Source organism: Biomaibacter acetigenes (genome assembly GCF_003691585.1).
GTDB classification, from domain to species: Bacteria; Bacillota; Thermosediminibacteria; order Thermosediminibacterales; family Tepidanaerobacteraceae; genus Biomaibacter; species Biomaibacter acetigenes.
The window spans coordinates 2696439-2723115 of the sequence record NZ_CP033169.1; the positions used below are offsets into that span (position 1 = coordinate 2696439).

General features: G+C 42.8%; 24 protein-coding genes and 1 pseudogene. 11 read left to right on the top strand and 14 right to left on the bottom strand.

Going from position 1 to position 26677, the window contains the following annotated elements:
* Window positions 1-9 precede the first annotated feature (9 nt).
* From D2962_RS13690 to fbp, 3 genes are all read right to left on the bottom strand, one after another.
* Window positions 10-798, bottom strand: coding sequence for an arginase family protein (locus D2962_RS13690; protein WP_120767596.1), 789 nt, complete (start codon window positions 796-798; stop codon window positions 10-12).
* Window positions 799-1145: 347 nt separating this feature from the next.
* On the bottom strand, window positions 1146-2648 hold the full coding sequence (locus tag D2962_RS13695; RefSeq protein ID WP_122015302.1) for a sodium-dependent transporter: 1503 nt from the start codon (window positions 2646-2648) through the stop codon (window positions 1146-1148).
* Window positions 2649-3019: 371 nt separating this feature from the next.
* Complete coding sequence (gene fbp, locus D2962_RS13700) at window positions 3020-4108, bottom strand: fructose-1,6-bisphosphate aldolase/phosphatase (protein ID WP_122015303.1); 1089 nt, start codon at window positions 4106-4108, stop codon at window positions 3020-3022.
* A 268-nt stretch (window positions 4109-4376) separates the two neighbouring features.
* Here fbp and D2962_RS13705 point away from each other — a divergent pair, with 268 nt between their 5' ends.
* The gene (locus D2962_RS13705) at window positions 4377-4808 is read left to right on the top strand and encodes a thioesterase family protein (RefSeq protein WP_122015304.1); all 432 of its coding nucleotides are present in this window, start codon (window positions 4377-4379) and stop codon (window positions 4806-4808) included.
* A gap of 6 nt (window positions 4809-4814) precedes the next feature.
* On the opposite strand, the gene aroB is transcribed toward D2962_RS13705, so the two are convergent.
* From aroB to guaA, 7 genes are all read right to left on the bottom strand, one after another.
* A complete protein-coding gene (gene aroB / locus D2962_RS13710) occupies window positions 4815-5888 on the bottom strand; it encodes a 3-dehydroquinate synthase (protein ID WP_122015305.1) in 1074 nt (357 codons plus the stop codon).
* Between the two features lie 4 nt (window positions 5889-5892).
* Window positions 5893-7032, bottom strand: a complete 1140-nt coding sequence (aroC, locus tag D2962_RS13715) for a chorismate synthase (protein WP_122015306.1) — start codon at window positions 7030-7032, stop codon at window positions 5893-5895.
* A gap of 20 nt (window positions 7033-7052) precedes the next feature.
* Window positions 7053-8510 carry a PIG-L deacetylase family protein gene (locus tag D2962_RS13720; protein WP_122015307.1) on the bottom strand — a complete coding sequence of 486 codons (1458 nt, stop codon included), beginning with the start codon at window positions 8508-8510 and terminating at the stop codon, window positions 7053-7055.
* A 151-nt stretch (window positions 8511-8661) separates the two neighbouring features.
* The gene (gene pstA / locus D2962_RS13725) at window positions 8662-9546 is read right to left on the bottom strand and encodes a phosphate ABC transporter permease PstA (protein WP_120767602.1); all 885 of its coding nucleotides are present in this window, start codon (window positions 9544-9546) and stop codon (window positions 8662-8664) included.
* Complete coding sequence (gene pstC, locus D2962_RS13730; RefSeq protein WP_122015308.1) at window positions 9546-10436, bottom strand: phosphate ABC transporter permease subunit PstC; 891 nt, start codon at window positions 10434-10436, stop codon at window positions 9546-9548. Before pstC ends, pstA begins: the two co-directional genes overlap by 1 nt.
* 208 nt (window positions 10437-10644) lie before the next feature.
* Window positions 10645-11535, bottom strand: coding sequence for a phosphate ABC transporter substrate-binding protein (locus D2962_RS13735; RefSeq protein WP_120767587.1), 891 nt, complete (start codon window positions 11533-11535; stop codon window positions 10645-10647).
* A gap of 149 nt (window positions 11536-11684) precedes the next feature.
* Window positions 11685-13220: a glutamine-hydrolyzing GMP synthase gene (guaA, locus tag D2962_RS13740; RefSeq protein ID WP_122015309.1), complete on the bottom strand. Its 1536-nt coding sequence runs from the start codon at window positions 13218-13220 to the stop codon at window positions 11685-11687.
* Window positions 13221-13571: 351 nt separating this feature from the next.
* Between guaA and D2962_RS13745 the strand changes: the two genes are divergently transcribed.
* The 8 genes from D2962_RS13745 (at window position 13572) to D2962_RS13780 (ending at window position 22284) form a co-directional block, all read left to right on the top strand.
* On the top strand, window positions 13572-14798 hold the full coding sequence (locus tag D2962_RS13745; protein WP_122015310.1) for a dicarboxylate/amino acid:cation symporter: 1227 nt from the start codon (window positions 13572-13574) through the stop codon (window positions 14796-14798).
* A gap of 237 nt (window positions 14799-15035) precedes the next feature.
* Entirely contained in the window at window positions 15036-16094 is a 1059-nt protein-coding gene (locus D2962_RS13750; protein ID WP_122015311.1) for an ABC transporter substrate-binding protein, read from the top strand.
* 76 nt (window positions 16095-16170) lie between these two features.
* Window positions 16171-17256, top strand: coding sequence for an ABC transporter ATP-binding protein (locus tag D2962_RS13755; RefSeq protein WP_122015312.1), 1086 nt, complete (start codon window positions 16171-16173; stop codon window positions 17254-17256).
* Window positions 17253-18932, top strand: coding sequence for an ABC transporter permease (locus D2962_RS13760; RefSeq protein ID WP_122015313.1), 1680 nt, complete (start codon window positions 17253-17255; stop codon window positions 18930-18932). Before D2962_RS13755 ends, D2962_RS13760 begins: the two co-directional genes overlap by 4 nt.
* A 63-nt stretch (window positions 18933-18995) precedes the next feature.
* Complete coding sequence (locus D2962_RS13765) at window positions 18996-19742, top strand: PHP domain-containing protein (RefSeq protein WP_122015314.1); 747 nt, start codon at window positions 18996-18998, stop codon at window positions 19740-19742.
* Window position 19743: 1 nt separating this feature from the next.
* Complete coding sequence (locus tag D2962_RS13770) at window positions 19744-20025, top strand: hypothetical protein (RefSeq protein ID WP_122015315.1); 282 nt, start codon at window positions 19744-19746, stop codon at window positions 20023-20025.
* A 110-nt stretch (window positions 20026-20135) separates the two neighbouring features.
* Window positions 20136-21512, top strand: a complete 1377-nt coding sequence (locus tag D2962_RS13775) for a sensor histidine kinase (RefSeq protein ID WP_122015316.1) — start codon at window positions 20136-20138, stop codon at window positions 21510-21512.
* Window positions 21490-22284 (top strand): response regulator transcription factor, encoded by a 795-nt coding sequence (locus D2962_RS13780; RefSeq protein WP_122015317.1) that lies wholly within the window; start codon window positions 21490-21492, stop codon window positions 22282-22284. The genes D2962_RS13775 and D2962_RS13780 overlap by 23 nt, the downstream gene beginning before the upstream one ends.
* Window positions 22285-22288: 4 nt before the next feature.
* On the opposite strand, the gene D2962_RS13785 is transcribed toward D2962_RS13780, so the two are convergent.
* From D2962_RS13785 to D2962_RS13800, 4 genes and pseudogenes are all read right to left on the bottom strand, one after another.
* The gene (locus D2962_RS13785; protein ID WP_122015318.1) at window positions 22289-22873 is read right to left on the bottom strand and encodes a 5-formyltetrahydrofolate cyclo-ligase; all 585 of its coding nucleotides are present in this window, start codon (window positions 22871-22873) and stop codon (window positions 22289-22291) included.
* A complete protein-coding gene (locus D2962_RS13790) occupies window positions 22836-23126 on the bottom strand; it encodes a hypothetical protein (protein ID WP_425456625.1) in 291 nt (96 codons plus the stop codon). Before D2962_RS13790 ends, D2962_RS13785 begins: the two co-directional genes overlap by 38 nt.
* A 33-nt stretch (window positions 23127-23159) precedes the next feature.
* Window positions 23160-23653, bottom strand: a pseudogene (locus D2962_RS13795) (DpnI domain-containing protein); the annotation flags it as partial.
* Window positions 23654-23873: 220 nt separating this feature from the next.
* The gene (locus tag D2962_RS13800) at window positions 23874-24821 is read right to left on the bottom strand and encodes a DUF7916 family protein (RefSeq protein ID WP_122015321.1); all 948 of its coding nucleotides are present in this window, start codon (window positions 24819-24821) and stop codon (window positions 23874-23876) included.
* Window positions 24822-25097: 276 nt separating this feature from the next.
* Here D2962_RS13800 and D2962_RS13805 point away from each other — a divergent pair, with 276 nt between their 5' ends.
* Window positions 25098-26348 (top strand): PTS sugar transporter subunit IIC, encoded by a 1251-nt coding sequence (locus D2962_RS13805; protein ID WP_122015322.1) that lies wholly within the window; start codon window positions 25098-25100, stop codon window positions 26346-26348.
* A gap of 12 nt (window positions 26349-26360) precedes the next feature.
* Entirely contained in the window at window positions 26361-26669 is a 309-nt protein-coding gene (locus tag D2962_RS13810) for a PTS sugar transporter subunit IIB (protein WP_122015323.1), read from the top strand.
* The last annotated feature ends 8 nt before the right edge of the window (window positions 26670-26677 follow it).

Sequence of the window (26677 nt, forward strand, 5' to 3'; positions counted from 1 at the left end):
CTATATGCTTTATTTTACACTATTTTTTTGCTGATGGGCAAATATCTTTTCGAGGGCATTTAAAATTTTTAAATTTGCCTCCTGGTTTTTCATAATATTTTTTCTGTCTTCCATGCTGTGGAAAATCTCATCTGCCGGGGCGGGCCATTCTCCGCAGATATCAGCACCTACAATCTTTGCGGCTTTTTTTATTATGCTCAAAAAATCCAGAAGCTCATCCAGTTTCATGGACCCTTGATCCCAGTTGGTAAAAGCCTCTCCGAATAAAAGCACATCTTTGTCTATGCTTATATACACCGGTTCGGGGGAATCAAAAATTTCCTTCATTACTCCCGCCACCTTATGTTCATGGGGAAGGTCTGCCGGGAAAAAAGAGGCGTTTAATCCAGTTTTTTGACCGGTAAAAGCTTCGTCTCGAGGATTCACGCCTACCACAATACATTTTTTAATCCTATGTTCCCGGATAGCCAGTCTAACCCATGAACCGCAGCTGATGGTTCCCGGGGGAGACTCCATCATATCCGAATGATGGTCGAAAAGCAGAAGTTGTGGTGTAAGAAATAGTTTATCTAAAAAATGCAGGCTGAGATGATGAAAATCCCCTGCCCCCAGAAATGAGATTCCAGGTTCAAGATTGCACAAATTTTTTTTTAGATTTAAAAAGTCCTTCATTTCCGCGCAGAACCTCACCCCTCTCATATTGCTCAGGTCTACTACCGATGTGGCTCTTTTAATCAAATCCTTCTGGAAGCCGAGACTGCTGTGGCTCTTTATAACATTTACCTTTGTCAAACCCATATTTATTCCTCCAAATATTCAATTATACAACATATTTGATCCGGTGTAAAAAGCCGCTTTCGGTTGTTGTGACTCTATTTCGACTTCCGATATTCGACATCTGGCATCCTAACCCATATTATTTATATTCTATTATTTTGCTTATTTTCCTGTATGTTTTTTCAAGCAGAAAAAGGGACTTTCTTTCGAAAGTCCCTTTGAATGTTTAATCTAAAATTCTAAAATTACGGACCTTACTATTGGGATTTAGTCTTTTCGCGGGAACCGGCTATACTTGCGAAGTAGACAAAGCCACCGAAATATATGAGAAGCATAATTAGCATCCATATAATAGTTTGAAATGTCATTTATTTCCCCTCCTTAATTCCTGCTCCTACATTGAGAGCTTCAAGCTGCGGAGAAGAACCTTTTATCCAGCCGGCAAGCCAGTTATTTAGTATAATCCAGATAACAGCGGATACCACCCACTGCACCACCATGGTGCCGGGGCTGTAAGTCTCCAGCGGGTTCCACCAGGTGTCGGGATACCATGTGTAGCTCTGCCATACCCACCATCCGAAGATAATGGCGAACATGACAGGGAAGAGGCCAATGCAGTAGTTCCACCATTTGCCCACATAAATGTCGCTGGTCTTGTTGATAACTTCATTTCTGACACGGTCGATACCATGATTATATGCGGCATAGGCATAAATGAGACCGCTGATGAGAAGTCCTACACCCCATACCATATCCTGGTTGTTTAAAAATTCCACACTGTAAGCCGAGGGGACTCCGAGGAGGAATCCTCCGATGGAAATAATGATAGTAGCTTTTTTCCTGTCATAACCAGCATCCATAAAGTTACGCACACCTACTTCGATCATAGGCAGCAGCGATGATAGGGCTGCCAGGGTGAGCGCCAGGAAGAATATAGCAGCAACCAGTTGGCCTCCAGGCATGGTGGGGAATAATTTTGCAAGATAAATGAATGTTAGGCCGGTATTGCCGGCTTTCAAGGCTTCCATGGCAGCATCCGGAGTTGCCGAGAGGGCAAAAACCGTAGGCAAAACGCACATTCCCGCCAGGATAGCAGCGGATGCATCGCCCAGAACTATCATAAAGCTGTTGACTCCAATATCCTCATTTTCCTTCATATAAACTGCATAAGTAGCAATAAGGGCCCAGCCTGCACCCGTGGACCATGCCGACTGTGTAAAGGCATTGAGCCATACATCGGCCTTACCCAGTGATGCCCACTTGGGTACAAACAGATATTCCAGACCCAGAATCGCACCGGGTTTTGCTATAGCCCATACTGCAGCGATTATGAGAGATATAAACAGTGCTGGAATCATTATTTTATTGGCTTTTTCCAGGCCACCCTGAACCCCGCGGTATACTATAAGCCCACCAATCAGTATGGCTATGAAGTGGAAAAGTATGGTCTGTGAAGGATTGCCGATAAAGCCGTTCCACAATGCTTCGGAATCCACCCCGGCTTTAATAACACCTGAAACGGCGTAAACGAAATATCTCAAGGCCCAGCCCATAATAACTGCGTAATAAAACATTATACCAAGGCATGTAAAGCCAACCCATGCGCCGAGCCATGCGCTTTTCCTACCGATGAAATCTCTGAAAGAGCCAATGGTCCCGAGCCTGGTTGTCTTACCCATGACCATCTCCATCATCAACAGCGGAACCGCCCATATAAGGTTTGCCACCAGATAGGCAATCAAGAATGCACCACCATCATTAGTTCCTGCGACCCGTGGAAACCTCCAGATATTACCTGTTCCAACAGCCATACCCAGGGAAGCCAGGATAAATCCTAGCCTGCTGCCCCATTGTTCGCGTTTTTCGGCCATACGTTAACCTCCTTCACTTTTTTGATGAGTAATTTTTAAATCTAATATGTTGCATTCGAGACGGCAATGGTTATTTTCGATTTTTTACCGGCCATTCATGCGGGCCCGTCTCTCATCCCATATGAATGGCACATCCTCCATCCCCCCTTTTTTTATGGTATATTGAATGGTATACTGAGTTGCCCCGTCGGTATACTGGGTAACCCAGTTTGAATATTATATTATTTCTACAATAAATATAAAATTCCTGCTTTTTGTAAAAGATTTTCAAAATATTTTTATCAGGGAATGTTTTTGCATTAATAATTAAAAAGATTAACGGATATTTAAAAAGGCAAGAGGGCGAAGCTCCTGCCTTATTTATATTTTGTTTAATTAAACCTGTCTTTTAACTTTTCCATGACCTGAGGCATGGATGTGTACTCCATCTCGTCCAGGGGCAGCCTGTGGGGTTCAAAAGGTCCGAGCTGCCGAAGGTAATCGGCTATTTCCAGAGCTTTTTGCCTTGCCCTGTCATAAGCCACATCGGCGAAGAGGTCCTGGGGGCCGATGAGCTTTCCTTCTGCCAGTTGGAACCCCAGGGCAATGACTCTTGGCGGTCCATCAAAGCGTGTAGGGGTGGATTCTTTCTGAGAGACGGGAATGATAGGGCCGAAGTGGGATCCGCGCATCCAGCCCGCCACAAGGTGGGGATTGGAAAAAGGTTCTAGTGCCTCTCCCACCGCCGGCAGGCCGTTCTGGCAGCGCACTATAAGCACCGGATCATCCTTTCCCACATACCTGCCTGCCATCAGGTTCATTCTCTGGGTTGAAGACACCGCAGCTATTTCCCCATTTTTGCGGTATACAGCCTTGACCGCATACCTGTTGGCCGCTCCCAGAAACACCAATAAATCATATAATTCTTCCGGGCAGGAAAAGGTCACTTTTTTGTTTTCGATGAGATCTAAAACCTCGAATTTAAAACCTTCATGCATCTTGGGATCTATTACCAGGCCGATGGTGTTGAAGGGGTCTGCAAACATCTTGTAAAGCGGCAGATTCCAGGCCCCGGGCTCGGTCTTGTCGGCCATGAAAACTATTATGGGTTCGCTGGGACGCTCCTCAAATTCCATCTCCGCCACTCCAGGCCCCATACCCTTGATATTTCCCGAAAAGGCATCGGACAGCAAGTCCTGCCCCGCTCCGTAAAGCTTTAATCTTCTGGCAATCCGAGTGCATGATAGGAAGGTTTCCCATGCCAGCTTGTGAATTTGCTCATTGTCTATTCCTTTCCGGTGAGTCATCACAAGGTTGATATCATCACCCACACAGGTCACTTTGAAGTCCTCAAGAAGGTCCTGACCTCTTTGCCCCAGGGTTTTTTCTGCCTCCTGCAAAAGTTCCGGATGGACGCTGCTGTGGCCTACAAAACCTCCAATATCAGCCTTGATTACGGATAATGTGATTTTTTCACTCATAAAAAAATACCTCCTGACATTTAATAACAATTATGCATAAATATATAATTAGGATGTCATTATATATTTATTGTGCTATACTAAATATATATTCTACACAAAATAAAACTTTCCTTCTGGAATATTATATTTTAATATACTTTTAATATTGAATAGTATAACATTTAATTAGATATAATCGTCTACATGTGAATTTTTTGTCATTTCTTTAATTTTTTTATATTTTGGATTATAATATAAGTACAATAATGAAAGGGGGTTTTAATCTATGGATTTTCCCAGGGTGAAAATAGGGTTAACCGGGGTTGTTCAAAAAACAATAGAAAAAGAAGACACCGCCCTTGCCATAGGCAGCGGTGCCCTGAAAACTCTTCTTGCTACGCCGGCTCTGGTAGCCATGATGATCGAGGCATCAGTCAAAGCCGTTGATCCTCTGCTATTGGAAGGTTTCATCACCGTAGGAAAAGCGATAGATATAACCCATGAAAAGCCCACCTGCCAGGGGATGACCGTAACTGTAAAGTCAGTGCTAAAGGCTATTGACGGAAATAAATTGACTTTTGAGCTGACCGCTTATGACGAAGTGGGTATAATCGGAAAAGGTTATCATGAACGCCATATTGTCAGTCAGAAAGGCATCCTTCAAAAAGCTGAAGAGCGCAGAAAACTTCTAGAAAGCGGAATGGCTAAAGCACTTTAACGGTATCTATGGGGCAATAGCCTGCAGAATTTCCTTTGCTGTTATATCGGAATAAACACCAACCCTACCCAACCTTTCAGGCAGTATAAAAGTGATCTTTTCATTTAAATTCTTTTTATCGAAGCTCATACTTTCGATAAGGCTATCCGGATCGGGGCGGTGCGGTAAATCTTTCGGCACGGCGGATTTAACCAGGCCTTCGATGCGCAAAAAGGTCCTTTCATCAATAAGCCCTCGGTTGAGGGCTATTTTTGCTTCAAAAACCATACCCAGAGCCACTGCCTCTCCGTGCAGCAAGGTACCATAGCCGAAAACCGCTTCCAGAGCATGCCCTACCGTGTGACCAAAATTCAAAACCATTCGAAGCCCGCATTCGGCTTCATCTTCAGAGACGATTGCCGCCTTTATTTCACATGACCTCTTTATGGCGTGCACAAGGTCGGCTGTATTTTGCCTTAGATTTTTTATATATTGCTCCAGCCAGCGGAAAAAATCCTCATCCCTTATTATACCGTATTTGATAACTTCCACCAGTCCCTCGGCAAACTCCCTTTCCGGGAGACTCAAGAGAGTATCGGGATCAATAATCACCAATTTGGGCTGGTAGAAGGCTCCCACTATATTTTTGGCCCGGGGAAGGTTCACTGCCACCTTACCCCCCACACTGCTATCTACCTGGGCCAGGAGTGTGGTAGGAACCTGTATGAACCCTATTCCTCTCATATATGTAGCCGCTATAAAACCCGCCAGGTCCCCAACTACTCCGCCTCCCAGCGCCAGGATGGCGGACTTCCTGTCGAGCCTGTGGTCAAGGGCTGCGTTATAGAGGTCTTCGGCCCGGGCGAGGGATTTGCTGGCTTCGCCGGCAGGGACAACCTCGACAAAAGTTTGAAATCCTTCATTTTCCAATCCTGCCGCAAGCTGCCGGGCATATAAATCCACCACATTGCTATCCGTTATGACCAGGATCTTCCGGCCGGAAAAATACTCTCTTACAATTTTACTAATATTACCCAGAATTCCATGCTCTATAAAAATCGGATAAGACCTTTTGCCCAAATTTACATTAATACGTTCCATGTTTTCACCTCTTTCTTTCTTGATGAATAGTTGCATTATATTCGTGAAAATTCTTTTGCATTTCCTCAATGCTGTCGCCACCGAACTTCTCCACCATGGCCCCGGCCAGAACCCAGGCCATGGCCGCTTCCCCCACTATGCTGGCGGCCGGCACGGCGCAAATGTCTGACCGCTCAATGCTGGCGGCAAAGGGCTCTTTTGTTTTAATATCAACGCTTCTAAGAGGTTTATATAATGTAGGGATAGGCTTCATAGCAGCCCTCACCACTATGGGGCAACCGTTGGAGATGCCCCCTTCCAGCCCTCCGGCATTGTTGGTCTTTCGATAAAACCCCTGGCCTTTCTCGTAAAAGATCTCATCATGCACCTCGGAACCCTTTTTATGGGTCGCCTCAAATCCCAGGCCTATCTCCACCCCCTTTATGGCCTGAATACTCATGAAAGCCCAGGCTATAAGGCCGTCAAGCTTCCGGTCCCAGTGGACATGGCTTCCCAGGCCTACCGGGATATTCAAAGCCGCCACCTCAAACACCCCTCCCAGAGAGTCACCTTGAGCCCTGGCTTCATCTATGGCCTGCATCATCTGTTTTGAAACCGCTTCATCTATACAGCGCACCGGGGACCGGTCAGCAGCGGCTAAGTCTTTAATGGAATAACCTCTGGAGTTTAAACTCACATCACCTATTGATATCACATGGCTCATTATTTCAATTCCAAAAACCGAGAGCAACTGTCTGGCCACAGCTCCCACTGCGACCCTGGCAGCGGTTTCCCTGGCGCTGGCCCTTTCCAGCACATTTCTTATATCCTCCTGGCTATACTTTATAGCACCCGCCAGGTCTCCGTGGCCGGGCCTGGGCTTTGTCACCGGAAGCGCTTCCCTGTCTTTCCAGTTGTCATAGTCCAGGTTTTTTATCATGAGCGCAAGAGGGCTTCCGATGGTTTTACCCTTTCTTAATCCGCTCAGGATTTCTGCTTCATCCTTTTCTATCTTCATTCTTCCGCCGCGGCCGTAACCTTGCTGGCGCCTGAAAAGCTGCCTGTTTATATCCTCTTCATTTATCTTAAGATTTGCTGGCAGCCCCTCGATTATGGCCACCAGAGCTTTGCCGTGCGATTCTCCCGCTGTCAAAAACCTTAACATGAATTAAACCCCCTTGCAGTTTATTTGCCTTCACCTTGAGATTCCGGCTTCACCACCCTCCAGGCGGTCTTGTCTGCATACCTTCCCGCCGTGGAAGTAATGGCATTTAAAAATACTTTTTGCGGATCACCTATATAGTCTTTTGGTATGGAAAACCATATCCTTTTTTTATAAACGCTGACCGGAATCTGCTGCTTTAAAGCAATGCTTTCATCATTTTCCGAGATAGAGGTTGCCTTGAAATTTCTGATAAATACTTTCAATCTCCTGATGTCTCTATTTTTATATATAAAAATGGCATTCAATGTGTAATCGGTATTTTTTTCCACATTGCCGCGGGTCTCTATGGCAAAAAAGTATTTATCCCCTCCCTGGACCAATCCAACAGCTTTTATATCATCATTGCCTTCCACCCTGAGCAGGGGATTATCCATTATACTGGCTGTAACCACTTTATAGGGGAGTTCCCTTCCTTTTTTAAAATCAGGGACCTCACCGGTTTTTTTATAGTATTTATTTTCATATGTGCCGAAAAGCTCGTTTCTCCTGACAAAGGCATCCAGAAAGGTGCCCATGATTTTAAACTGGGTCCTGTACTCCCGTACGGCTTTTTCCTTAGCTTTCTCCGCTTCCGGATTTATCCGGTAGATGTGCCACCTGGTTCCTACGTTTTGCAGGGAAAGCGGCGGGTAAAGTGCCGCAGCCGGCAAGAGCGCCCAGGGTTCGGGCCACTGGTAATGGTGGACAAGATATGAGTACATGTGGGCTTTATAATCATACAATTCCACCGTGAATTTAACAAAATTGCTTACAGCCCAGTGGTCGGGATGCATGTCGTCAGGGTCCGGGTAGAAAATATCGGTGGGTTTAAAATCATCTATTATCTGCCGGAGGTTTTTTACCAGATTCTTTCCGCAGTATATTGCATTTTTATCGAAGCTGTTATCATATGGAGTTTTTGTATTGCCGTTTCGACTCATATGCGGATTGTCATAGTCCCAATTCTCCTCCCAGAGGTCTCTTATACTCCCATCAGCATAACCTAAAAATATTATATCATCCTTTGAAAGTCCAAGCTGCCGCATGGCGCTTATGGTTTCCTTTTGTCTCATGAGGCCGAGTTTGATATAGTCTTCGGGTTCTATATTTTTAGGCTTGATGTTGTTTTTCACGGCTCTTTTAAATCCGTCGCCATTTGTTACAACCACAACCTTTATCTTCTTCCCCAGTCTGGTTTCATTATATATAAGGCCACCCATGCCCACATTTTCATCATCAGGATGGGGTGCAATGATTAATATCCTGTCACCGATATCGATGGAACCAGCATATAATTTATCCCTGCTTCTGTCAATGGCATAACCTATATTGGTATAAAAATATGCAAAAAACCCCATTCCGTAAAAAAGAACAAAAGCAATTATCACTAACCCTGTCATGAAGTGTTTTTTCTTAGCAAAATTAAAATTTCGGCCCATAACAGTTCCCCTTTAATTTTTAAATTTGGCCGGTAATTTACATTTTGCCCAAAACGGTATAAAAAATTATGGGAGAAAACTTCAATTGCTTTTTTAAAAAATAATATCATTTTTGATGATAAGTGTAAAGAAAAACGGCTTTTCAGCCGTCTTAATTTCCTGTCATTCTTTTGTAGAGCCATCGCCCAAGCCATCTGGAAACTATATTGAAAAATAACACCATGACTATCAATATGGCCGAGGCTCCGTCGGCTATTTGCCTGGCATCGGGAGCAAGACCTTCGCTGTTGACCTTCCAGATATGCACGGCAAGGGTTTCAGCCGGACGGAATATATATAAAGGAGAATTAATATGAAAGGGATTCCAGTTGTTGAATTGAAGGCGCGGCGTGGTAATGCCCGCAGTATAGAGGAGCGCCGCAGCTTCACCGAACACCCGCCCGGCAGTGAGGATAATGCCGGTCACGAGCCCAGGAATGGCAGCCACCAGCACCACATGCACTATGGTCTGCCACTGGGTGGCCCCCAGGGCAAGGCTTGCTTCCCTCAATTCCCTTTTGACACTCCTCAGAGTGTCTTCCGATATTCTTGTCATAACCGGAAGATTAAGTACGGTCAACGCCAGAGCTCCCGCTATAAGGGAAAATCCCCATTTTAAAACTGTGACGAAGAATAACAGACCGAAAAGCCCTATGACTATGGATGGAAGGGATGCCAGGGTTTCTGTGCAGATCCTGATAATTCTTGTCCACCTGTTCTCTCGGGCAAACTCGGCAAGGTAAATACCTGCTCCAAGGCCCAGTGGAATGGTAAAAACCATGGTCAGAACCAGCAAAAGAAAGGAGTTAAAAATCTGAGGTCCTACTCCTCCTCCTTTCCTGAAAGCGTTGGGGGGGCTCGTCAGAAAATGCCAGTTGATTACTCCCAGGCCATGATACAGTATAAATCCTATAAGTGCTATTAATAATAATGAAACAAAAAAGGCTATAAAATAAAAGATAAAGGTGGCGATTTTATCAGAAGTTCTGGCATTTATCATTTTATAGCCCTCCTGCTCTCGATGGCCCTGATGAGCATGATAAACATAAATGATATGAACATCAACAACAGCGCAATAGACCAGAGGGCATTGTTCCACACGGTCCCCATCACCGTATTGCTCATCTCCATCGTTATTATGCTTGTCATGGTATGCATGGGCTTTAAGAGGGAATCGGGCATCCTGATGGCATTTCCTATGACCATCTGTACCGCCAGGGCTTCTCCGAAGGCTCTCGCAAGGCCCAGGACAACACCTGTTAGAATCCCTGGAAGAGCTGCAGGAAGAAGCACCATCTTTATGGTCTGCCAACGGGTGGCCCCCAGAGCCAGAGACGCTTCACGTATATCATTGGACATGGCCTGCAAACTGTCGGTGGAGACACTTGCTATGGTGGGAAATATCATGATGGCCAGAACTATGGATCCTGCCAGAAGGCTGAACCCCAGGCCTCCTACATGGTTTCTAATAAAAGGCACCAGCACGCTGAGGCCTATCCATCCGTAAACTACTGATGGTATGCCCACGAAAAGCTCAATTACAGGCTGAAGGGCTTTGCGGCCCCATCCGGGGGAAATCTCGGACATGAAAATAGCTACACCAAGGCTGAAGGGAGTACTCAGAATAAGTGCGAGCAGGGATACCGCCACGGAACCCGCTATAAACGGCAGCGCTCCAATCAGCGGTCCTCCCTCGGATTTAGGTGCGTCGGGCCGCCAGACCGTAGTGAATAAAAAATTTGTTATAGATACCCCATCTTTTATAAAGGTAGATAAACCTTTTGAGGTAATGAAGAAAATTATCGAAATAGTTGTTACGATAAGAAGGCTGGCACATAAAAACGTAAAATTCCTGCCCAGTTTATTCACGAGCTTCTGGTTAGCCATATATATGTCTCCTTCAAAATTTTATTCCATTAAAATCATAGCAAGTTTACGTTTAAATCATGTTAAAAAATTGTTAAGTTTATGTAAAGTTTGTGTAAATTTAGGTGCCGCTGGTTTCATGCCGCTGTCCGAAAATTTCAGCCCTAACTCTGTGTCTTTTCCATATAAAAGCCCGGGTTTTTAGCACCCGGGCGTAATTTTCCTTAAATTAGTTGTCCCTTGAAACTTTCATATCTGAAATTGCTATATAACCAAGCTGCTCTACTAGGGGTTTCACTTCATCGCTTACCATGTAATCGAGGAATGCTTTTGTAAGACCGGTGGGCTCACCCTTTGTATACATATGTTCGTAAGACCAGATGGGATATTTGCCACTGGTGATGTTTTCTTTTGTAGGTTCCTCACCTTCCAGCTTGAGTGCTTTAACACTGCTGTCCACATAGGATAATGCGAGATAGCTGATGGAACCCGGTGTATCGGCCACAACCTTTTTGATGGCGCCGGAGTTTTCTTCGGTTAAAGCTATACCCTGGGCTTCCTCCTGACCATTAAGGGCGTATTTCTTGAAGGTGGCCCTGGTGCCGGAGCTGGTGGGCCTGTTAATAATTACTATCTTCTGGTCATCTCCGCCGAGTTCTTTCCAATTTGTTATCTTGCCGGTAAAAATATCGATCAACTGCTGCTTTGTCACATTGTCCACTTTTACATTGGGATTGACCACTGTGGCGAATCCTACCACACATACCTTATGGTCTACAAGCTCTTTAGCCTTGTCCGCGTCTAACTTTTCATTGGCGAATATATCGGAGTTTCCTATGTCAACACTGCCTTCTGAAACCAGCTTGAGCCCCGTGCCGCTGCCACCTGCCTGAACATTGATCCTGGCATTGGGATTCTTGCTCATAAACTGAGCTGCAGCTTCTTCTACTAGAGGCAACAGTGCGGAGGAACCTGCTGCGGTGATGCTGCCGGAAATTTCGCTGCCGGAGTTGTCTGCCGGAGCCTGATTTGCCGCTTTATTTCCGCAGCCGGCGATCACTAAAAGACCTGCGAGAAGAATGGCTATTACAATAGCAATTTTTTTCCGACCTTTAAACATTTAATAACCCCCCGGAATTTTTATGTTTGGTTTACATTAATAGTATACAAGCTTATTGTAAATAGGATATTAAGGGGCTGTTAAGTTTTTGTAAAAAATAAGGTATGAGCAACACTTTGATGTTGCCCATACCTTAAAAAGTGTGTCCTTTACTCCCACTCAATTGTAGACGGCGGTTTTGAGGTGATGTCGTAGACTACTCTGTTGACCCCGGGGACTTCGTTGACTATCCGGGTGGAAATGTTGTCCAGGACATCGGCGGGAAGTCTCGCCCAGTCTGCGGTCATGCCATCTTCGCTTACGACGGCCCTGACAGCTACTGTATAGGCATAAGTGCGTTCGTCTCCCATAACGCCAACGCTTCTTATATCCGGCAGCACCGCAAAAGCCTGCCATAATTCCCTGTAGAGGCCGGCCTTTTTTATCTCTTCATACACGATGGCATCGGCCTCTCTCAAAATATCGAGCTTTTCCGGAGTCACATCGCCCAGCACCCTTATGGCAAGGCCGGGCCCCGGGAAGGGCTGGCGGTAAACTATTTCTTCGGGAAGGCCCAACTGGGCGCCAATCCTCCTTACCTCATCCTTGAATAAATCTCTCAAGGGCTCTATGAGTTCAAATTCCACGTCTTCCGGCAGTCCTCCCACATTGTGGTGACTTTTTATGACCGCAGCGGTCTCGGTGCCGCTCTCTATGACGTCCGGATAGAGGGTCCCCTGCACCAGATAATCTATCTTCCCCAGTTTTGCCGCCTCATTTTCAAAAACCCTTATAAATTCCTCGCCTATGATTTTCCTCTTTTTCTCCGGGTCCTTCACTCCTTTCAACTTTTCGAGGAACCGCCTGGATGCATCCACAGCTATCAGGTTGATATGAAACTTATCCCTGAAGGTTTTCTCCACGCTTTGAGCCTCATTTTTTCTGAGCAGGCCATGGTCCACGAAAATGCAGGTGAGGTTGTCCCCCAGAGCTTTATGGGTGATGAGTGCCGCCACCGAGGAATCCACCCCGCCGCTCAGGGCGCACAGTGCTTTTTTGTTCCCTACCTTTTCCCTGATAAGCTTTACCTGTTCTTCAACGAAAGCCTTCATGGACCAGGTGCCGCTCAAACCTGCAATACCGAAGAGGAAATTGTTGAGAATTTCTCTCCCCCGGGGAGTATGCGCCACCTCTGGATGAAACTGCACTCCGAAGAGATTTTTGCCGTTGCCAACGGCGGCATGGGGCGTATTTTTTGTATGAGCCAGAGTCTTAAACCCTTCAGGTAGAGCCAGAATTGAATCACTGTGGCTCATCCACACGGTCATTTTTGTCTCAAGGTCCTGGAACAGCCCTCCGTCTTCATCCACAAAAAGCTCCGCGCGACCGTATTCCCGGGCCCTGGCGGGTTCCACCCTGCCTCCGAGCAGGTGGCACATGAGCTGCATGCCGTAGCATATTCCCAGAATAGGGATCCCCGAGTCAAAAAGCCTCCTGTCGCATACGGGCGCATTTTCCGAATATACGCTGGCGGGACCCCCGGAAAAAATGATGGCCTTTGGTTTTCTTGCAACTATTTCCTCCAGCGGTGTCTTGTAGGATAATATTTCACAGTACACATGAGCTTCGCGCACGCGCCTTGCTATGAGCTGGCTGTACTGACCGCCAAAATCCAGAATGATGACATTTTCCTTAACATCCGGCATTAAAAAACCTCCATTTCCGATACATAAAAATCCGGTTATATTTTATATTATCCCATAAAATTTGAAGCTTTTCCATAATATATAGTAAAAAAGTTGATTGAGTTGATAATCTTTTACAGGAAATAAAAATGTGATTGATGATTTGTAAAATTTAATTTTTTATCTGTTGTTTTCTGTATTTTTTTGTTATTATAAGTTACTTCTTGAATAAAATGTACTGTAATATTCCCAATCTTTTGTCCCGGTTGAATTTTATTAATAGAGTGAGAGGGGGGGGTGAGATAAGGTTGTTTCTTTTTATTTTTAAACCTTTAAATTAATATCATAACAAATTTTATAAGGAGGGATATCATGAAACTCAATGTGACAACTAAAATTTTCATCGGCCTTGTCCTTGGTGTCATAGTGGGGTTATTCTTTACATCAGCTCCCGATGCGGCAAAAACGTATATTAAACCCTTCGGAGACCTGTTTTTAAATCTCATCAAGATGATCATTGTGCCACTGGTTCTTTCATCCCTTGTAGTGGGCGCCGCCAGCACTGGTGATGTTAAAAAACTCGGGAGGATCGGAGTCAAAACCCTCACATATTATCTCCTTACTACAGCTTTTGCCGTAACCCTGGGACTTATTCTTGGCAATATATTAAACCCCGGTCTCGGAATGAATTTACCTGCCGGTGCCAAACCTGATGTAAGTAAGGTCCCATCCATTATCGAAACTCTATTAAATATAGTGCCGTCAAATCCCATAAAGGCCATGGTAGATGTTAACATGCTTCAGATCATTGTTTTCGCCCTTTTCCTGGGAATTGCAATAACATTAATAGGGGATAAAGGAAAGCCGGTTCTGAATTTCTTTGAAAGTCTTGCCGAAGTCAGCTATAAAATAGTGGCGCTCATCATGTCCTATGCCCCCATAGGCGTGTTCGGTTTAATCGTGCCGGTCGTGGCTGCCAACGGTCCTGCAGTGTTGCTTCCTCTTTTAAAAGTGATTATAACAGTGTATATAGGTGTGGCCCTTCACGCAGTTTTGGTGTATTCTTCCCTGGTCTATATCTTCGCAAAGATGAACCCATTGAAGTTCTTTAAGGGCGCTTCTCCGGCCATGGTAGTGGCATTTACCACCAGCAGCAGTTCTGGAACTCTACCGGTCACCATGGAATCTGTAGAAAAAAATCTCGGCGTGCCAAAAACAATCAGCAGCTTTGTACTTCCCCTGGGGGCTACCATTAACATGGATGGGACGGCCCTGTACCAGGGAGTATGCGCTCTTTTTATAGCACAGGTATTTGGAATTCACCTTACATTGGCCCAGCAAATGGTAATCATCCTCACTGCCACTCTTGCATCCATAGGTACCGCCGGCGTTCCCGGAGCCGGGCTTATAATGCTCACCATGGTTCTTCAATCGGTGGGTCTGCCGCTGGAGGGTATTGCCCTTATAGCCGGAATTGACAGGGTCCTGGACATGGCCAGAACCTGCATAAATGTCACCGGCGACATGGCGGGTTCAGTAGTAGTGGCGGCCTCGGAAGGCGAGCTTCAAAAACCCGGCGTTAAAACTGTAAGCGCATAAAGAGCTCAAGTCACCGAAGTAATAACTACAGAATGGAAAAAAAATAACTATTTTTAAGGATAATATAAAAGCTCTACCCTTGTAAGATATGTTACAATACAGGGGTGGAGCTTTTATATTTAAACCAGTTTAAACCGTCTAATATTTTAAACCATATTGCAGGATTGACTCATTGTTATCAAATATTCACACCATTATAATAAAACTAAATAAATTAAAAACGGGGGTGTTCAGGAATTGAAAAGATTTATTTCCATTTTTCTATGTCTTCTCCTGGTTGTAAGTGTTATAGCCGGCTGCGGTCAGGGAAACGCCGCCAAAGAACAATCTCAAGATACCGGGCAAAAAAGTGAAAGCTCTGCCGCAGAATCCAAAAGCGTAACAGTCTATACATCACACCCGGCAGAAATAGTAAACTCCATAATCAAGGAATTTCAGGAAAAAACCGGCATTAAAGTCGACCTGGTGGAAGCCGGAACAGGGGAACTTTTGAAGAGAATTCAGGCGGAAAGCGGCAATCCCCTGGGTGATGTGATGTGGGGTGGCGGAGCCGAATCCCTTGATGCGTACAAACTATATTTTGAATCCTATAAGACTTCTGTAGACGATAAGATACCTGCATCATATAAAGACCCGAACAACACCTGGACAGGTTTCACTACCCTCCCCATGGTAATCATGTACAATAAGAAACTCGTAAAAGAAAGTGAAGTGCCCGATTCCTGGGGTAGTCTATTGGACCCCAAATGGAAAGGCAAGATCGCTTATGCAGACCCCTCGGCTTCCGGTTCATCCTATACAATCCTTGTCACTATACTTACGGCATACGGAAAAGATGACGGCAAGGGGTGGGATTTCATCCGCAAATTCGTAAAAAACCTCGATGGAAAGATTCTTTCAGGCTCTTCCGGCGTCTATAAAGGCGTGGCCGATGGAGAATATTCTCTGGGCCTTACGCTGGAAGAATCCGCTGTCAGGTACTTAAAATCCGGGGCAGATGTGGGCATCGTCTATCCCAAGGAAGGGACATCGGCAGTACCTGACGGTGTGGCTCTTATAAAAGGTGCCAAACATCCAGAAACCGCAAAGACCTTTATTGAATTCGTTTTAGGTAAAGATGTTCAGCAGACCATGGCGAACGACTTTTATAGAAGATCTGTAAGAACGGATATAGATTCCCCCGGAGAGATAAAACCTTTAAAAGACATTCCAATGGTTGTTTATGACTTTACATGGGCATCCAAGTATAAACAGGAAGTTCTGACACAATGGAAAAATATTGTTACCGGTAAATAAAAAAACATGGATGAGGACATTTCGAAAGAAATGTCCTCATAAAATCTTATTATCTTTAAGAAAGGATATATGAACTATGAGCTACCAGGTTTCAATAAAAGGTGTTTCCAAGTTTTACGGCAATTTCACTGCATTAAATAATGTAACCCTGGAAATTCAAAAAGGTGAGTTTTTTACGCTTTTAGGACCTTCCGGATGTGGTAAAACCACTCTATTGAGGATGATTGCCGGTTTTAACACCATTGATAGCGGAGAAATATATTTTGACGATATGTTCATAAATAATATCCCAGCCCATAAGAGGAATACCGGAATGGTATTCCAGAACTATGCCGTATTCCCTCATTTAAATGTCTTCCAGAATGTAGCCTACGGCCTGAAAGCCCGAAAGTTTAATGTAAATACCATAAATGCTAAAGTAGAAGAAGCGCTGAAGTTGGTGCAGATAAGTGATATGAAAGCCAGGCGGCCGTCCCAATTGAGCGGCGGCCAGCAGCAGAGGGTAGCTCTTGCCAGGGCTATAGTAATTCAGCCCGATGTGCTTTTAATGGATGAACCGCTTTCAAATCTCGATGCAAAACTCCGGGTCCAGATGCGTTCCGATATAAAAAAACTGCAGAAAAACCTGGGCATAACCACCATTTACGTTACCCACGACCAGGAGGAAGCACTGGCAATCTCAGACAGGATCGCCGTGATGTGTGACGGAACGGTCATGCAGGTGGGAACGCCGGAGGACATTTATAAAAAACCGGCAAACCCCTTTGTGGCGGGTTTTATAGGAAAGTCAAATTTTTTAGATGGTTTTATAGAAAATATTGACAGTAATTCGAAGGCGGAATTAAACATTTTAAATACAGTTATCCAGGGCATTTTCGTTAAAAGAAATTATAAGGGGAATGTACGGATAGCTGTAAGGCCTGAGGGGATAATGCTTGAAGAGGCCGGAAAAGGAGATATCACGGGGGAAATAATCGCATCTACATTCCTTGGAGATTTTATCTGTTATGAAGTTAAATTGGAAAGCGGTCAGGTCCTTGAAATCAATGAATACACAAAGGACATGAAAAACACCAAAAAAATTGGCGAAAAAGTGGGGATCATTTTCCCGCCACAAAACATGATTTTATTTGATTCAGAGAGAGGAGAATTGCTCTCATGATATGTCGTAAAACTTCAAGAACTAAAGTTCATAAGCACCCGACCAGTTTTGAACCCTGGGCAGCCATATCTTTTTTAATTTTTTTAATGACCATTGCCTTTATTATATATCCTTTTTATAATTTGTTCTTACAGAGTTTTAAATCGACATCAGGAATCTTATCACTTGAACACTACAGGAATTTTTTTAGTACACCTTATTATTATAAAGTTCTCTTTAACAGCCTTTATATTTCTTTCTTTTCTACAATCTTTGCGGCCCTTCTGGGCATTCCCATGGCATATTTTGTCACAAGGTATAATATCCTGGGCAAAAAAATGATAAATCTCATGGTAATTCTTTCTCTCATGTCACCCCCTTTTATCGGCGCATACTCATGGATATTGCTGCTTGGGAGGAACGGTTTTTTGACGAGGCTATTAAATTCAATAGGCATTAATATTCCAAGTATTTACGGTCCGGTGGGGATTATCCTTGTCTTCACCTTAAAATTTTATCCTTATATATACCTATATGTCAGCGGAGCCATAAACAGCATCGACAGTTCCATGGAAGAGGCTGCCGAAAACCTCGGAGTGCACGGAATTAAAAAACTTTTTACCATCACCTTTCCCCTCATTCTGCCAACGATACTGGCAGGAGCTCTTATGGTGTTCATGTCTTCTCTGGCTGACTTTGGAACACCGGTATTAATAGGTGAAGGTTTTAAAGTGCTTCCCGTTTTGATTTACCAGGAATATATGAGTGAAGTGGGCGGCAACGCAACCTTTGCCAGCGCTGTTAGCGTTATAATTGTAATAATCTCCACATTGATGCTTTTGTTTCAAAAAAAAGTGGTGGAAAACAGGAACTATAACATGAGTGTGTTGAGGCCGCCCGCCATTATTAAATTAAAACAGCCGGTTCAAATTCTGTTATCCGCCATATGTTTTATGGTAGCGTTTATTTCCATGTCCCAGCAGATAGTAGTGGTGATCACTTCATTTATTAAAACCAGCGGACCCATTTTTGTAAGGGGTTTTAGTACCGCAAGCTACATAACTGTTATGCACAAACTCGGTCACAATATTTTCAACACTTTTTCATATGCTACCATTTCCATCATTATTATGATTATTCTGGGAATGTTGATTTCATATATAAACGTGCGCAAACCATCAAAACTTTCCAATGTAGTAGACACTTTGATGATGGTACCCTATGTCATTCCGGGTTCGGTTCTTGGTTTGAGCCTTCTCATCGCATTTAATAGAAAACCCATATTATTGAGCGGCACCATGTTCATAATGATCATCGCTTATGTCGTCAGAAAAATACCATATACCGTCAGGTCCAGCACTGCCATTTTATATCAGTTGGATGCCAACATAGAGGAGGCTTCTATAAACCTGGGAGTTACTCCCTTAAAGACCTTTTTCAAAATCACTGCAAGACTTATGGCTCCCGGCGTCATATCGGGAGCAATGCTGAGCTGGATTGCCACCATAAATGAATTGAGCTCTTCCATTATCCTTTACACAGGAAAAACCTCTACAATTTCGGTGGCTATATATACAGAAGTGGTAAGGGGAAGCTTCGGGACTGCGGCAGCTCTTTCTTCAATGCTTACTATGGCAACGATTGTTTCGATTCTTATTATAAACAAAATATCAGGCGTGCAGAATGTTTCTATATAAATGCTGTAATTTAAAAGGATTTCTTTTAAATTTATCGAAATTATATACCGGGAGGATGCAATTTTGAAATACTTTGACCTGCACACTCATAGCATTTATTCCGACGGCGATGCCAGCATAGAGGAATTAAAAAAAATGGCAGATGAGAAAGGATATGGTCTGGGGATTTCCGACCATATATTCTGCCCTCCTATTCTTGAGACTGATGATATAAAAAATTACCTTGACATTCTTGATAATTATCCGGTTTTAAAGGGAGTTGAGGCAAACATCGGCCAAGATGCCTTACTTCCCGACAGTATTTTAAAAAGATTGGATTATGTTATCGCCAGCGTCCACTGGTTGCCTTATAATGGTAGCATTTTATATCTCTCGGAGTATTTTGGATACAGGGCCGGACATAGAGATATGTATGTACAAAAATATGATAAAAGGTATTCCGAAAATCTGCTGGAGATTTGCCTGAAGATAATCGAAAAAACCTTTACATCCACAAGGGTGGATATATTGGGACACCCCACCGTACTACCCTTTTATGAAGATTTAATCGGAAGCAGTTTTTTGGAACACTGGGAAGACGAAGTCATAAACCTTTGTATAAAACACAATGTTGCAATTGAAATCAGCGGATTGTGGAAAGAACCCGGCAAAAGTTTTATAAAAAAAGCTTATAATAAGGGAGCATTTTTTTCCTTTGGAAGTGACTGCCATAAAATAGAAGAAATATGTGACCTGGATTATCCCATAAAAGTTGTAAAAGAAGCCGGAATTCCGTTTGAAAGGATTTATATACCTGAAGGGGCCAGTTAGATTGAAAGTAAAGTTAAATCTGTTTCAAAAACTTGTATTGTTATTTGTAGCCATTTACCTCATACCTATGGTATTTCTAGGGACTCTGTCTTACCAGATATCCAACCGCACGCTAAAAAGACAAATGGCAGAAAATGCCTTAAGATCTGTAAACAATATGACAAAAAATTTGGATGATTTTTTTGAGGATTATGGAAAAATATCGGATGACATTTATCATGATGAATTGATAAACGGCATACTTTCCGGGAAAATTCCGGCTGATTACGATTTGAAGAAATAAACAGGAGGGTTTACTCCCTTTTTGCCGGTAAAAAATATAAGACACCTGTTTATATTCTGGACAAAAATGGAAGTCCCATCTATAATTCATTTCCCCTACCAAAAAAATATTTGTATAAAAAAGAAAATAAGAACTGGGGCATTTTCAGAGAGGTGCTAAACGCCCCGGGAATAAAGGTGTATTATCCCGAGAGTTACATGGATTATCAGGGCAATACAATTTCACTCAGCATTGCCCGAAGTGTTTTTAATAAAAACAATGAATGCATGGGTTTTATTTTTCTTGATGTTTATAACAGTCATATCAGAGATATATTGAACGGATTAAATTCTATGGTAGCCCAGGACATTATAATTATCGATAAGAACAATTATATATTATACAATTCCAGGGTTCCGACCGATGAAGGTTCCTTTTTAAATGCCCCGTATATGGCGGATATCAAACATGGCCAGGGGTATTTCTTCAAACAGTTTGACAAAAAACCGTTTTTGATGGCTTATTCGACCTCACAGCTTACCGGATTAACTATTATCGGAATTACTTCAATGAAAACCTTTTTTGAAAATACCGCTTCTATAACAAAAATGACCGTAACGGTTGTCATCGGCGTATTTTTCATTTGTATACTAACTGCCATATTTTTTGCCAATTACATTTTTAAACCCATAAAACAATTAGTCAACGCCATGAAAAATGTGGAGGCCGGAGATCTCTCCACCAGAGTTTGCCTTCATACATGGGATGAAATTCAGGAAGTCGGCGAGAGCTTTAATAAAATGGTAATAAGAATAAAGGAATTAATTGAAACGGCTGTGGAAAGGCAAAAAAGGCTCAGGATGGCGGAGATCAAGGCACTTCAAGCCCAAATAAATCCCCATTTTATTTACAACACATTGGATACCATAAACTGGATTGCAAGGCTTTATAATGTTTATGATATTTCAAATATAGTAAATGAATTTGGCAAACTTCTGCGTTCCACTATCAACAATGAGGATGACTTAACTACTGTTCGGGACAACATCGCCATAATAAACAGTTACCTCAGTATTGAGAAGATCCGCTACGGAAATAAATTTGACGTTATAATAGATGTGGATGAAAATCTGTATGATTATTGTATCCCCAAATTTTTACTTCAGCCCTTGGTGGAAAACGCAGTGATTCATGGCCTGGAAAAGAAGATGGGAAAAGGGTCTCTTACAATACGTGGCTATCGAGATGATAGGGATATGATTTTCAAAATTGCCGACGATGGAGCCGGCATGGACCAAAAGGATATTGAAGAAATATTAAACAGCCACCCGGGGAAAACCCGCCACTCTATCGGTATATATAATGTCAACAAAAGGCTCAAACTTTATTTCGGAGAAAGTTACGGTCTAGAAATACACAGCCAGAAAGGAGAAGGAACAACAATTATTATAAGGGTCCCCCTTAACTGGAAAGGAGAGACTTTTCTTGATAAAGGTTGTAGTTGTTGAAGATGAGTATTTTGTAAGAAAGGGAATAATAATGACTACTCCATGGGCGAAATTCGGATGTGAGGTTATTGGAGAAGCAGAAGATGGTGTAAACGGGGAAATGCTTATAGAAAAGCTTCATCCAGACCTGGTCCTGGCAGATATAAGGATGCCGGGCATCGATGGGCTTGACATGATCCGACATCTGAAGGAAAATAAGGTGGCCGATGATATAGAATTCATTATAATTTCAGGGTATGACGAATTTAATTATGCCCAGCGGGCATTGAAATTGGGTGTAAAGGACTATATATTAAAGCCAGTAGATATTACGGAACTGAATAATACCCTGGATAATATATCCGGAGTCATAAATTCCAGAAAACTTAAAAAGAAGCTGGAAGAAAAAATAGATAAACTGGTGGACTCAAACCTTGCAAATTTTAAAGAATATATATCCAGCAGCGGCACAGACCTGAAAGAAAATTATATTGAAAGGATAATCCAGTATATTAAGGAAAATTACATGTATGACATCAACATCCAGGATGCAGCAGAAAAGTTATTTATAAGCCCGAGCTATATATGTAAATTGATAAAATCCAAAACCAGTTATACTTTCATGGAGTATCTCACCAGCTTCAGAATAAAAAAAGCCATGGAATTGTTAAAAGATCCGGAAGCTAAAATCTATGCCGTGGCAAACTCCGTGGGCTACAAAGACTCCCGGTATTTCAGCCAGGTCTTTAAAAAACATGTGGGGATGACCCCCCAGGAATACAGACAAAAATAAAAGATTAATTGTATATGGTATTCTCGGTAATAATTAAATCCATCTTTACATCATGTTCTTCAGCTGGAAGGCTGTCGGTCACCTGTATTTCGAAGGCAACGGCCACTTTTTTAACCTCCGGCCGGAGCTTCGGCAAAAAGCTGTCATAATACCCCGCCCCGTAACCCATGCGGTTGCCCCTTTTGTCAAAGGCCACGCCGGGGACCACCACCAGGTCTATTTCTTCCGGCGAAATGCCTTTTTCTCCGGCAGGCTCCAGAATGCCGAAGGTGCCCGGTGAAAGCTCATCAAGGCTTTTTATCTCAATGGCCAGCAAGCCATACCCCTTTTTTACTTTAGGCACCACTACCCTTTTCCCTTCCGATAGAGCTTTCGTGAGGCCATCTCTGGTTTTAACCTCATTTCCGGCATCCACGTAAAACATTATCGTTTTAGCTCCCCGAAATTCTGAGAGGGAAAAAAGCCTGGACATGATTTTTGCGCTTTTTTCTATTATGTCTTCTGCGGCAAGTTCCGACCGGGTCTTTAAAAATATTCTTCTCAATTCTTTTTTATAATTCCGGGCATCTTTCTCTGCTATCACACTCATATTTTTTATACACACCCCTCCCCAGGAATTCAATGATTTTATTGTCTCTAAGTATTTGAAGCTGCTGTCTTATTTTAGCCTCGATGTTATTATTATTTGGATGTAAGCTTCTTAAATATGGAACATAAGCATAGACATCCTTTAGATAGAAAACCTTTTTCTTAATTTGCGTTATAACATTCATAACATCCGCAATCCAACCTCTACCTTCAATATCCTTAATTTTTCTATAAAAGTTTATTCTTTCTACCATTGCTCTTACTTCCTGTATATCGACTACGTTTTTGTCTTTTATTACGTATATCTTACCAGCATCAGGAATATCTTTCAAAACAATATTACAGCCTGTCCATCCTGCCCTCTTAGCAAAATGTGATAAAGGCTTCCTTTTTTGAATAATTCCAGGCAATATAAATTCCTTGGAATAATAATTAAATCATTGATACAGTCAAAATTAAGACCGTAACTCATAAATAAAAAATTGGGTACTGAATTCTTGTATATAGCATCTATCATTTTGTTATATTCACCGTCTACAACGATATTACCCAATTTTTGTCTTTTCGATTTCAACTGAAATTCCTCTCCGCAAAAATCGCAAAAAAAGTCCGCAACAGGATGATTATTATTATAAATATTTATTCTTTCTCTTGTACAAAATGGGCAAAACATATTGTCTTTAAACCAGTTTTCAGAAATTACTCTGATCAACTGCGATTTACTTTTGTATGCTGCATTATATTCCAGATAATAACTATAAAGAGTTGAATCAATTTTCATAAATTGACCCCTTTACTTATAATTGGCCCTTTCTATATTATACATCGGAGAAATCATCTTTTTGATCTATATTTTCAGGGTCAGAATTTTCTGCGGACAACTTTAGCGCCTTTTACATCCAAAAATCTGCAAATAGAAATCAGTCCTCACTTTTTGATGCGCATCTGTAAAATCATCCACATACCATATCAGACAATATTTATCAGCTCATCCATTAAGATCACTTTCTCATAGAGTACCCCATCCTGCGGTAAGTGTGCCTTTTGCCTCTTATGGCAGTAGATAGCTCCATTATGTTTTCCGGCAGGGCGATGCCTGAAAATCCGGCGTCTCCGATGTGTTGAATGTCCGCTCCGGCCATCTTGGACATCAATGCAAATTGTTCAATGGTGCTTTCGTCAGAACCCTCCTGGGATGTGCCGATAGCGGTCAGGGCCAGAGCTCCTTCTTCATGGATAGCTTCAATTTGCTTTCCGGCCAGTTCCAGGTCCACTCCCGGCACGGTCCCCGGCGCCGGGATTAAAACCACGTCGGCTCCAGCCACGGCAAAACTTCTCAATGTATCGGGGTCGTATATGTTATTACCTCCTGCGCCGTGCATTTTGCCGGCTATTATCATTAATCTGTCTTTGAGGATGGCCGACGCCCGCCGGATGCCATCCAGTATGGTCCCGTCAGTCACGCCGGTTTTGGGATTGCCTGTTATCATAATGTAGTCAAATCCCCACTCCAGAGCTTTCTTAAGATTCGACTCATTTAAAACCCTTCCCTCAGGATAATCGATTCCCTCCGGCACGGGTTCCAGATTGACCCCCAGAAATCTTCCTGTGATATTTTTTACTTTTTTTATATACCCCGGATTTTCCAGGTTTTCCCGAACCCTGGAGGGGATATTGTCAAAAGCCTCTAACCCCCGAAAAAAATCTATACCCAGATCATCAATGCCGAAAATAAAAGGAAAGTTGAAATCAAAAGCGTTCAATGTTATCATATCCGCCCCAAAAGCCGCTGCCAGCTCCGGATTGCTCACTCCGTACACAAGAGGGGGACAATTAATGATTACTTCCGCCATAACGGTCCTGCCTTCGGAAGCTCTTATCGTCTCAATTAAATCCCGTTTTTCCATTGCCATAATTTCGCTATGACACAATTCGAATATTCTTTTCATATACATGCCTCCGTTCAAAAATTGGTTGTTTATCAACATAATACTTCTACATTAAAAATAAAAAATCCTTTTAATCCCAATTTATACTAGATTAAAACTAATACACTCTATTCAAAACACATTTTCATCAAGGGAATACACATTAGTTTTTCACGGTCTGGTTTTAAAACACATTAATACATATGCAATGTTGTACCGATAAAATTTAGGTATTACAATGATGGCATGACTCTTGTATATTTTATATGAAAAAAATCACACGAAAGGATGATTTTTTTGGAAGCCATCATTAAATTTTTGAATGACCGTTTTATGCCGTTTGCCGGCAAGCTCGCAGAACAAAGGCATCTGAAAGCACTGCGCGAAGGTATCGTTGCAGTAATGCCGCTTTTATTAATTGGTTCCTTATTCTTAATCATAGCTTATCCTCCTATAGAGAGTCTCGACAAAGCGATCGAACCTTTTAGAAATGATCTTTTAAAAGTATCCCGCGCTACATTTGGTATAATGGCTTTGGCGGCTTCTTTTTCAATCGCGTACTCCCTTGCAGCATCTTACAGGCTTGATAGTCTCGCATCAGGAATAATAAGCATATCGGCATTTTTGCTTTCGGTGCCTGCCGCAAAAGATGGAGGTCTTGCAACGGAATGGCTGGGTAGCAAGGGCTTATTTGTAGCAATGGTTCTTGCCCTTTTAGCCGTCGAGATTCAGAGGACATTTATGAACAAAAACTTTTTTATAAAAATGCCTTCCGAAGTGCCCCCATTTGTGTCCAGGTCTTTTGCAGCGTTGCTGCCTGGTTTTGCAATGTTGTTTTTGGTTTGGATAATTAATATCCTACTGTTAAGAATTACAAACTTGACCTTGCCTGAAGCCATAAATAATGTTCTGGGAATACCCATTATGAATCTGGGCTCTTCACTTCCCGCCACTCTTATTGCCATAATTGTTATTCAACTTCTCTGGTGTGTCGGAATACAGGGAGCGGATATTGTGGCCGTATTTTTGGGGCCCGTATGGCTCTCCTTATCAGAGCAAAATGCGGCGGCCAAAGCGGCCGGTGAAATATTGCCAAACATCATTTCAAATCAGTTTATTTATATCTTCGTGTTTGTTGGCGGAGCCGGCGCCACATTTGCTCTCGCACTCTTGCTGTTGTTTAACGTTAAGTCTTCTCAGTTAAAAGCAATTGGAAAAGCAGGTATCTGGCCCACGTTGTTCAATGTCAATGAACCCATAACTTTTGGTATGCCGATAATAATGAATCCCATAATGTTCATACCGTTCATACTGGCCCCTCTGGTGGCTGCTATTATCACATACATGGCAATGGCAATGAACATAGTCGCAAGGCCGTATGCCATAGTCCCCTGGACAACTCCCGCCCTCATCAGCGGTTTTCTGACAACCGGCGATTGGAAAGCCATAGTTTTGCAACTGGTCAATCTCGCAGCCACCGGCATTGTATATTACCCGTTTTTAAAGGTATGGGACAGGATGAAACTTGAGGAAGAATCCAAGAAATAGGGAGGAAACACCGTGAACATATTACTGGTCTGTGCAGGAGGTATGTCAACAAGTTTACTTGTAGAAAAGATGAAAAAAGAAATTGAAAAAAGAAATTTAAAAGATATTAATGTCGAGGCCAATGCAATTGAAAAACTGGAGAGTATCATCGGCGATTATGATGTGATACTGGTAGGCCCGCAAATCAGATATAAAGAGCCTTATATAAAAAGCTTATGCGAGGAAAAGGGAAAGCCATATATCGTCATCCCTCCTGCCGTGTACGGGTTGGTGGATGGGGCAAAAACACTGGATCTTGCCATAAATCTTAAAAACAGCTAAAAAGGGAG

Excerpts from the sequence above, each read along its gene's own strand:
- D2962_RS13785 (WP_122015318.1), bottom strand. The coding sequence starts at position 22,873 with ATGAGTGTGATAGCAGAGAAAGATGCCCGGAATTATAAAAAAGAATTG.
- D2962_RS13695 (WP_122015302.1), bottom strand. The coding sequence starts at position 2,648 with ATGGCCGAAAAACGCGAACAATGGGGCAGCAGGCTAGGATTTATCCTG.
- fbp (WP_122015303.1), bottom strand. The coding sequence starts at position 4,108 with ATGAGTGAAAAAATCACATTATCCGTAATCAAGGCTGATATTGGAGGT.
- pstC (WP_122015308.1), bottom strand. The coding sequence starts at position 10,436 with ATGGCTAACCAGAAGCTCGTGAATAAACTGGGCAGGAATTTTACGTTT.
- guaA (WP_122015309.1), bottom strand. The coding sequence starts at position 13,220 with ATGCCGGATGTTAAGGAAAATGTCATCATTCTGGATTTTGGCGGTCAG.
- D2962_RS13720 (WP_122015307.1), bottom strand. The coding sequence starts at position 8,510 with ATGGGCCGAAATTTTAATTTTGCTAAGAAAAAACACTTCATGACAGGG.
- D2962_RS13790 (WP_425456625.1), bottom strand. The coding sequence starts at position 23,126 with ATGGTAGAAAGAATAAACTTTTATAGAAAAATTAAGGATATTGAAGGT.
- D2962_RS13755 (WP_122015312.1), top strand. The coding sequence starts at position 16,171 with ATGAGCTACCAGGTTTCAATAAAAGGTGTTTCCAAGTTTTACGGCAAT.
- D2962_RS13745 (WP_122015310.1), top strand. The coding sequence starts at position 13,572 with ATGAAACTCAATGTGACAACTAAAATTTTCATCGGCCTTGTCCTTGGT.
- D2962_RS13800 (WP_122015321.1), bottom strand. The coding sequence starts at position 24,821 with ATGAAAAGAATATTCGAATTGTGTCATAGCGAAATTATGGCAATGGAA.
- D2962_RS13735 (WP_120767587.1), bottom strand. The coding sequence starts at position 11,535 with ATGTTTAAAGGTCGGAAAAAAATTGCTATTGTAATAGCCATTCTTCTC.
- aroB (WP_122015305.1), bottom strand. The coding sequence starts at position 5,888 with ATGGAACGTATTAATGTAAATTTGGGCAAAAGGTCTTATCCGATTTTT.
- D2962_RS13705 (WP_122015304.1), top strand. The coding sequence starts at position 4,377 with ATGGATTTTCCCAGGGTGAAAATAGGGTTAACCGGGGTTGTTCAAAAA.
- aroC (WP_122015306.1), bottom strand. The coding sequence starts at position 7,032 with ATGTTAAGGTTTTTGACAGCGGGAGAATCGCACGGCAAAGCTCTGGTG.
- D2962_RS13690 (WP_120767596.1), bottom strand. The coding sequence starts at position 798 with ATGGGTTTGACAAAGGTAAATGTTATAAAGAGCCACAGCAGTCTCGGC.
- D2962_RS13760 (WP_122015313.1), top strand. The coding sequence starts at position 17,253 with ATGATATGTCGTAAAACTTCAAGAACTAAAGTTCATAAGCACCCGACC.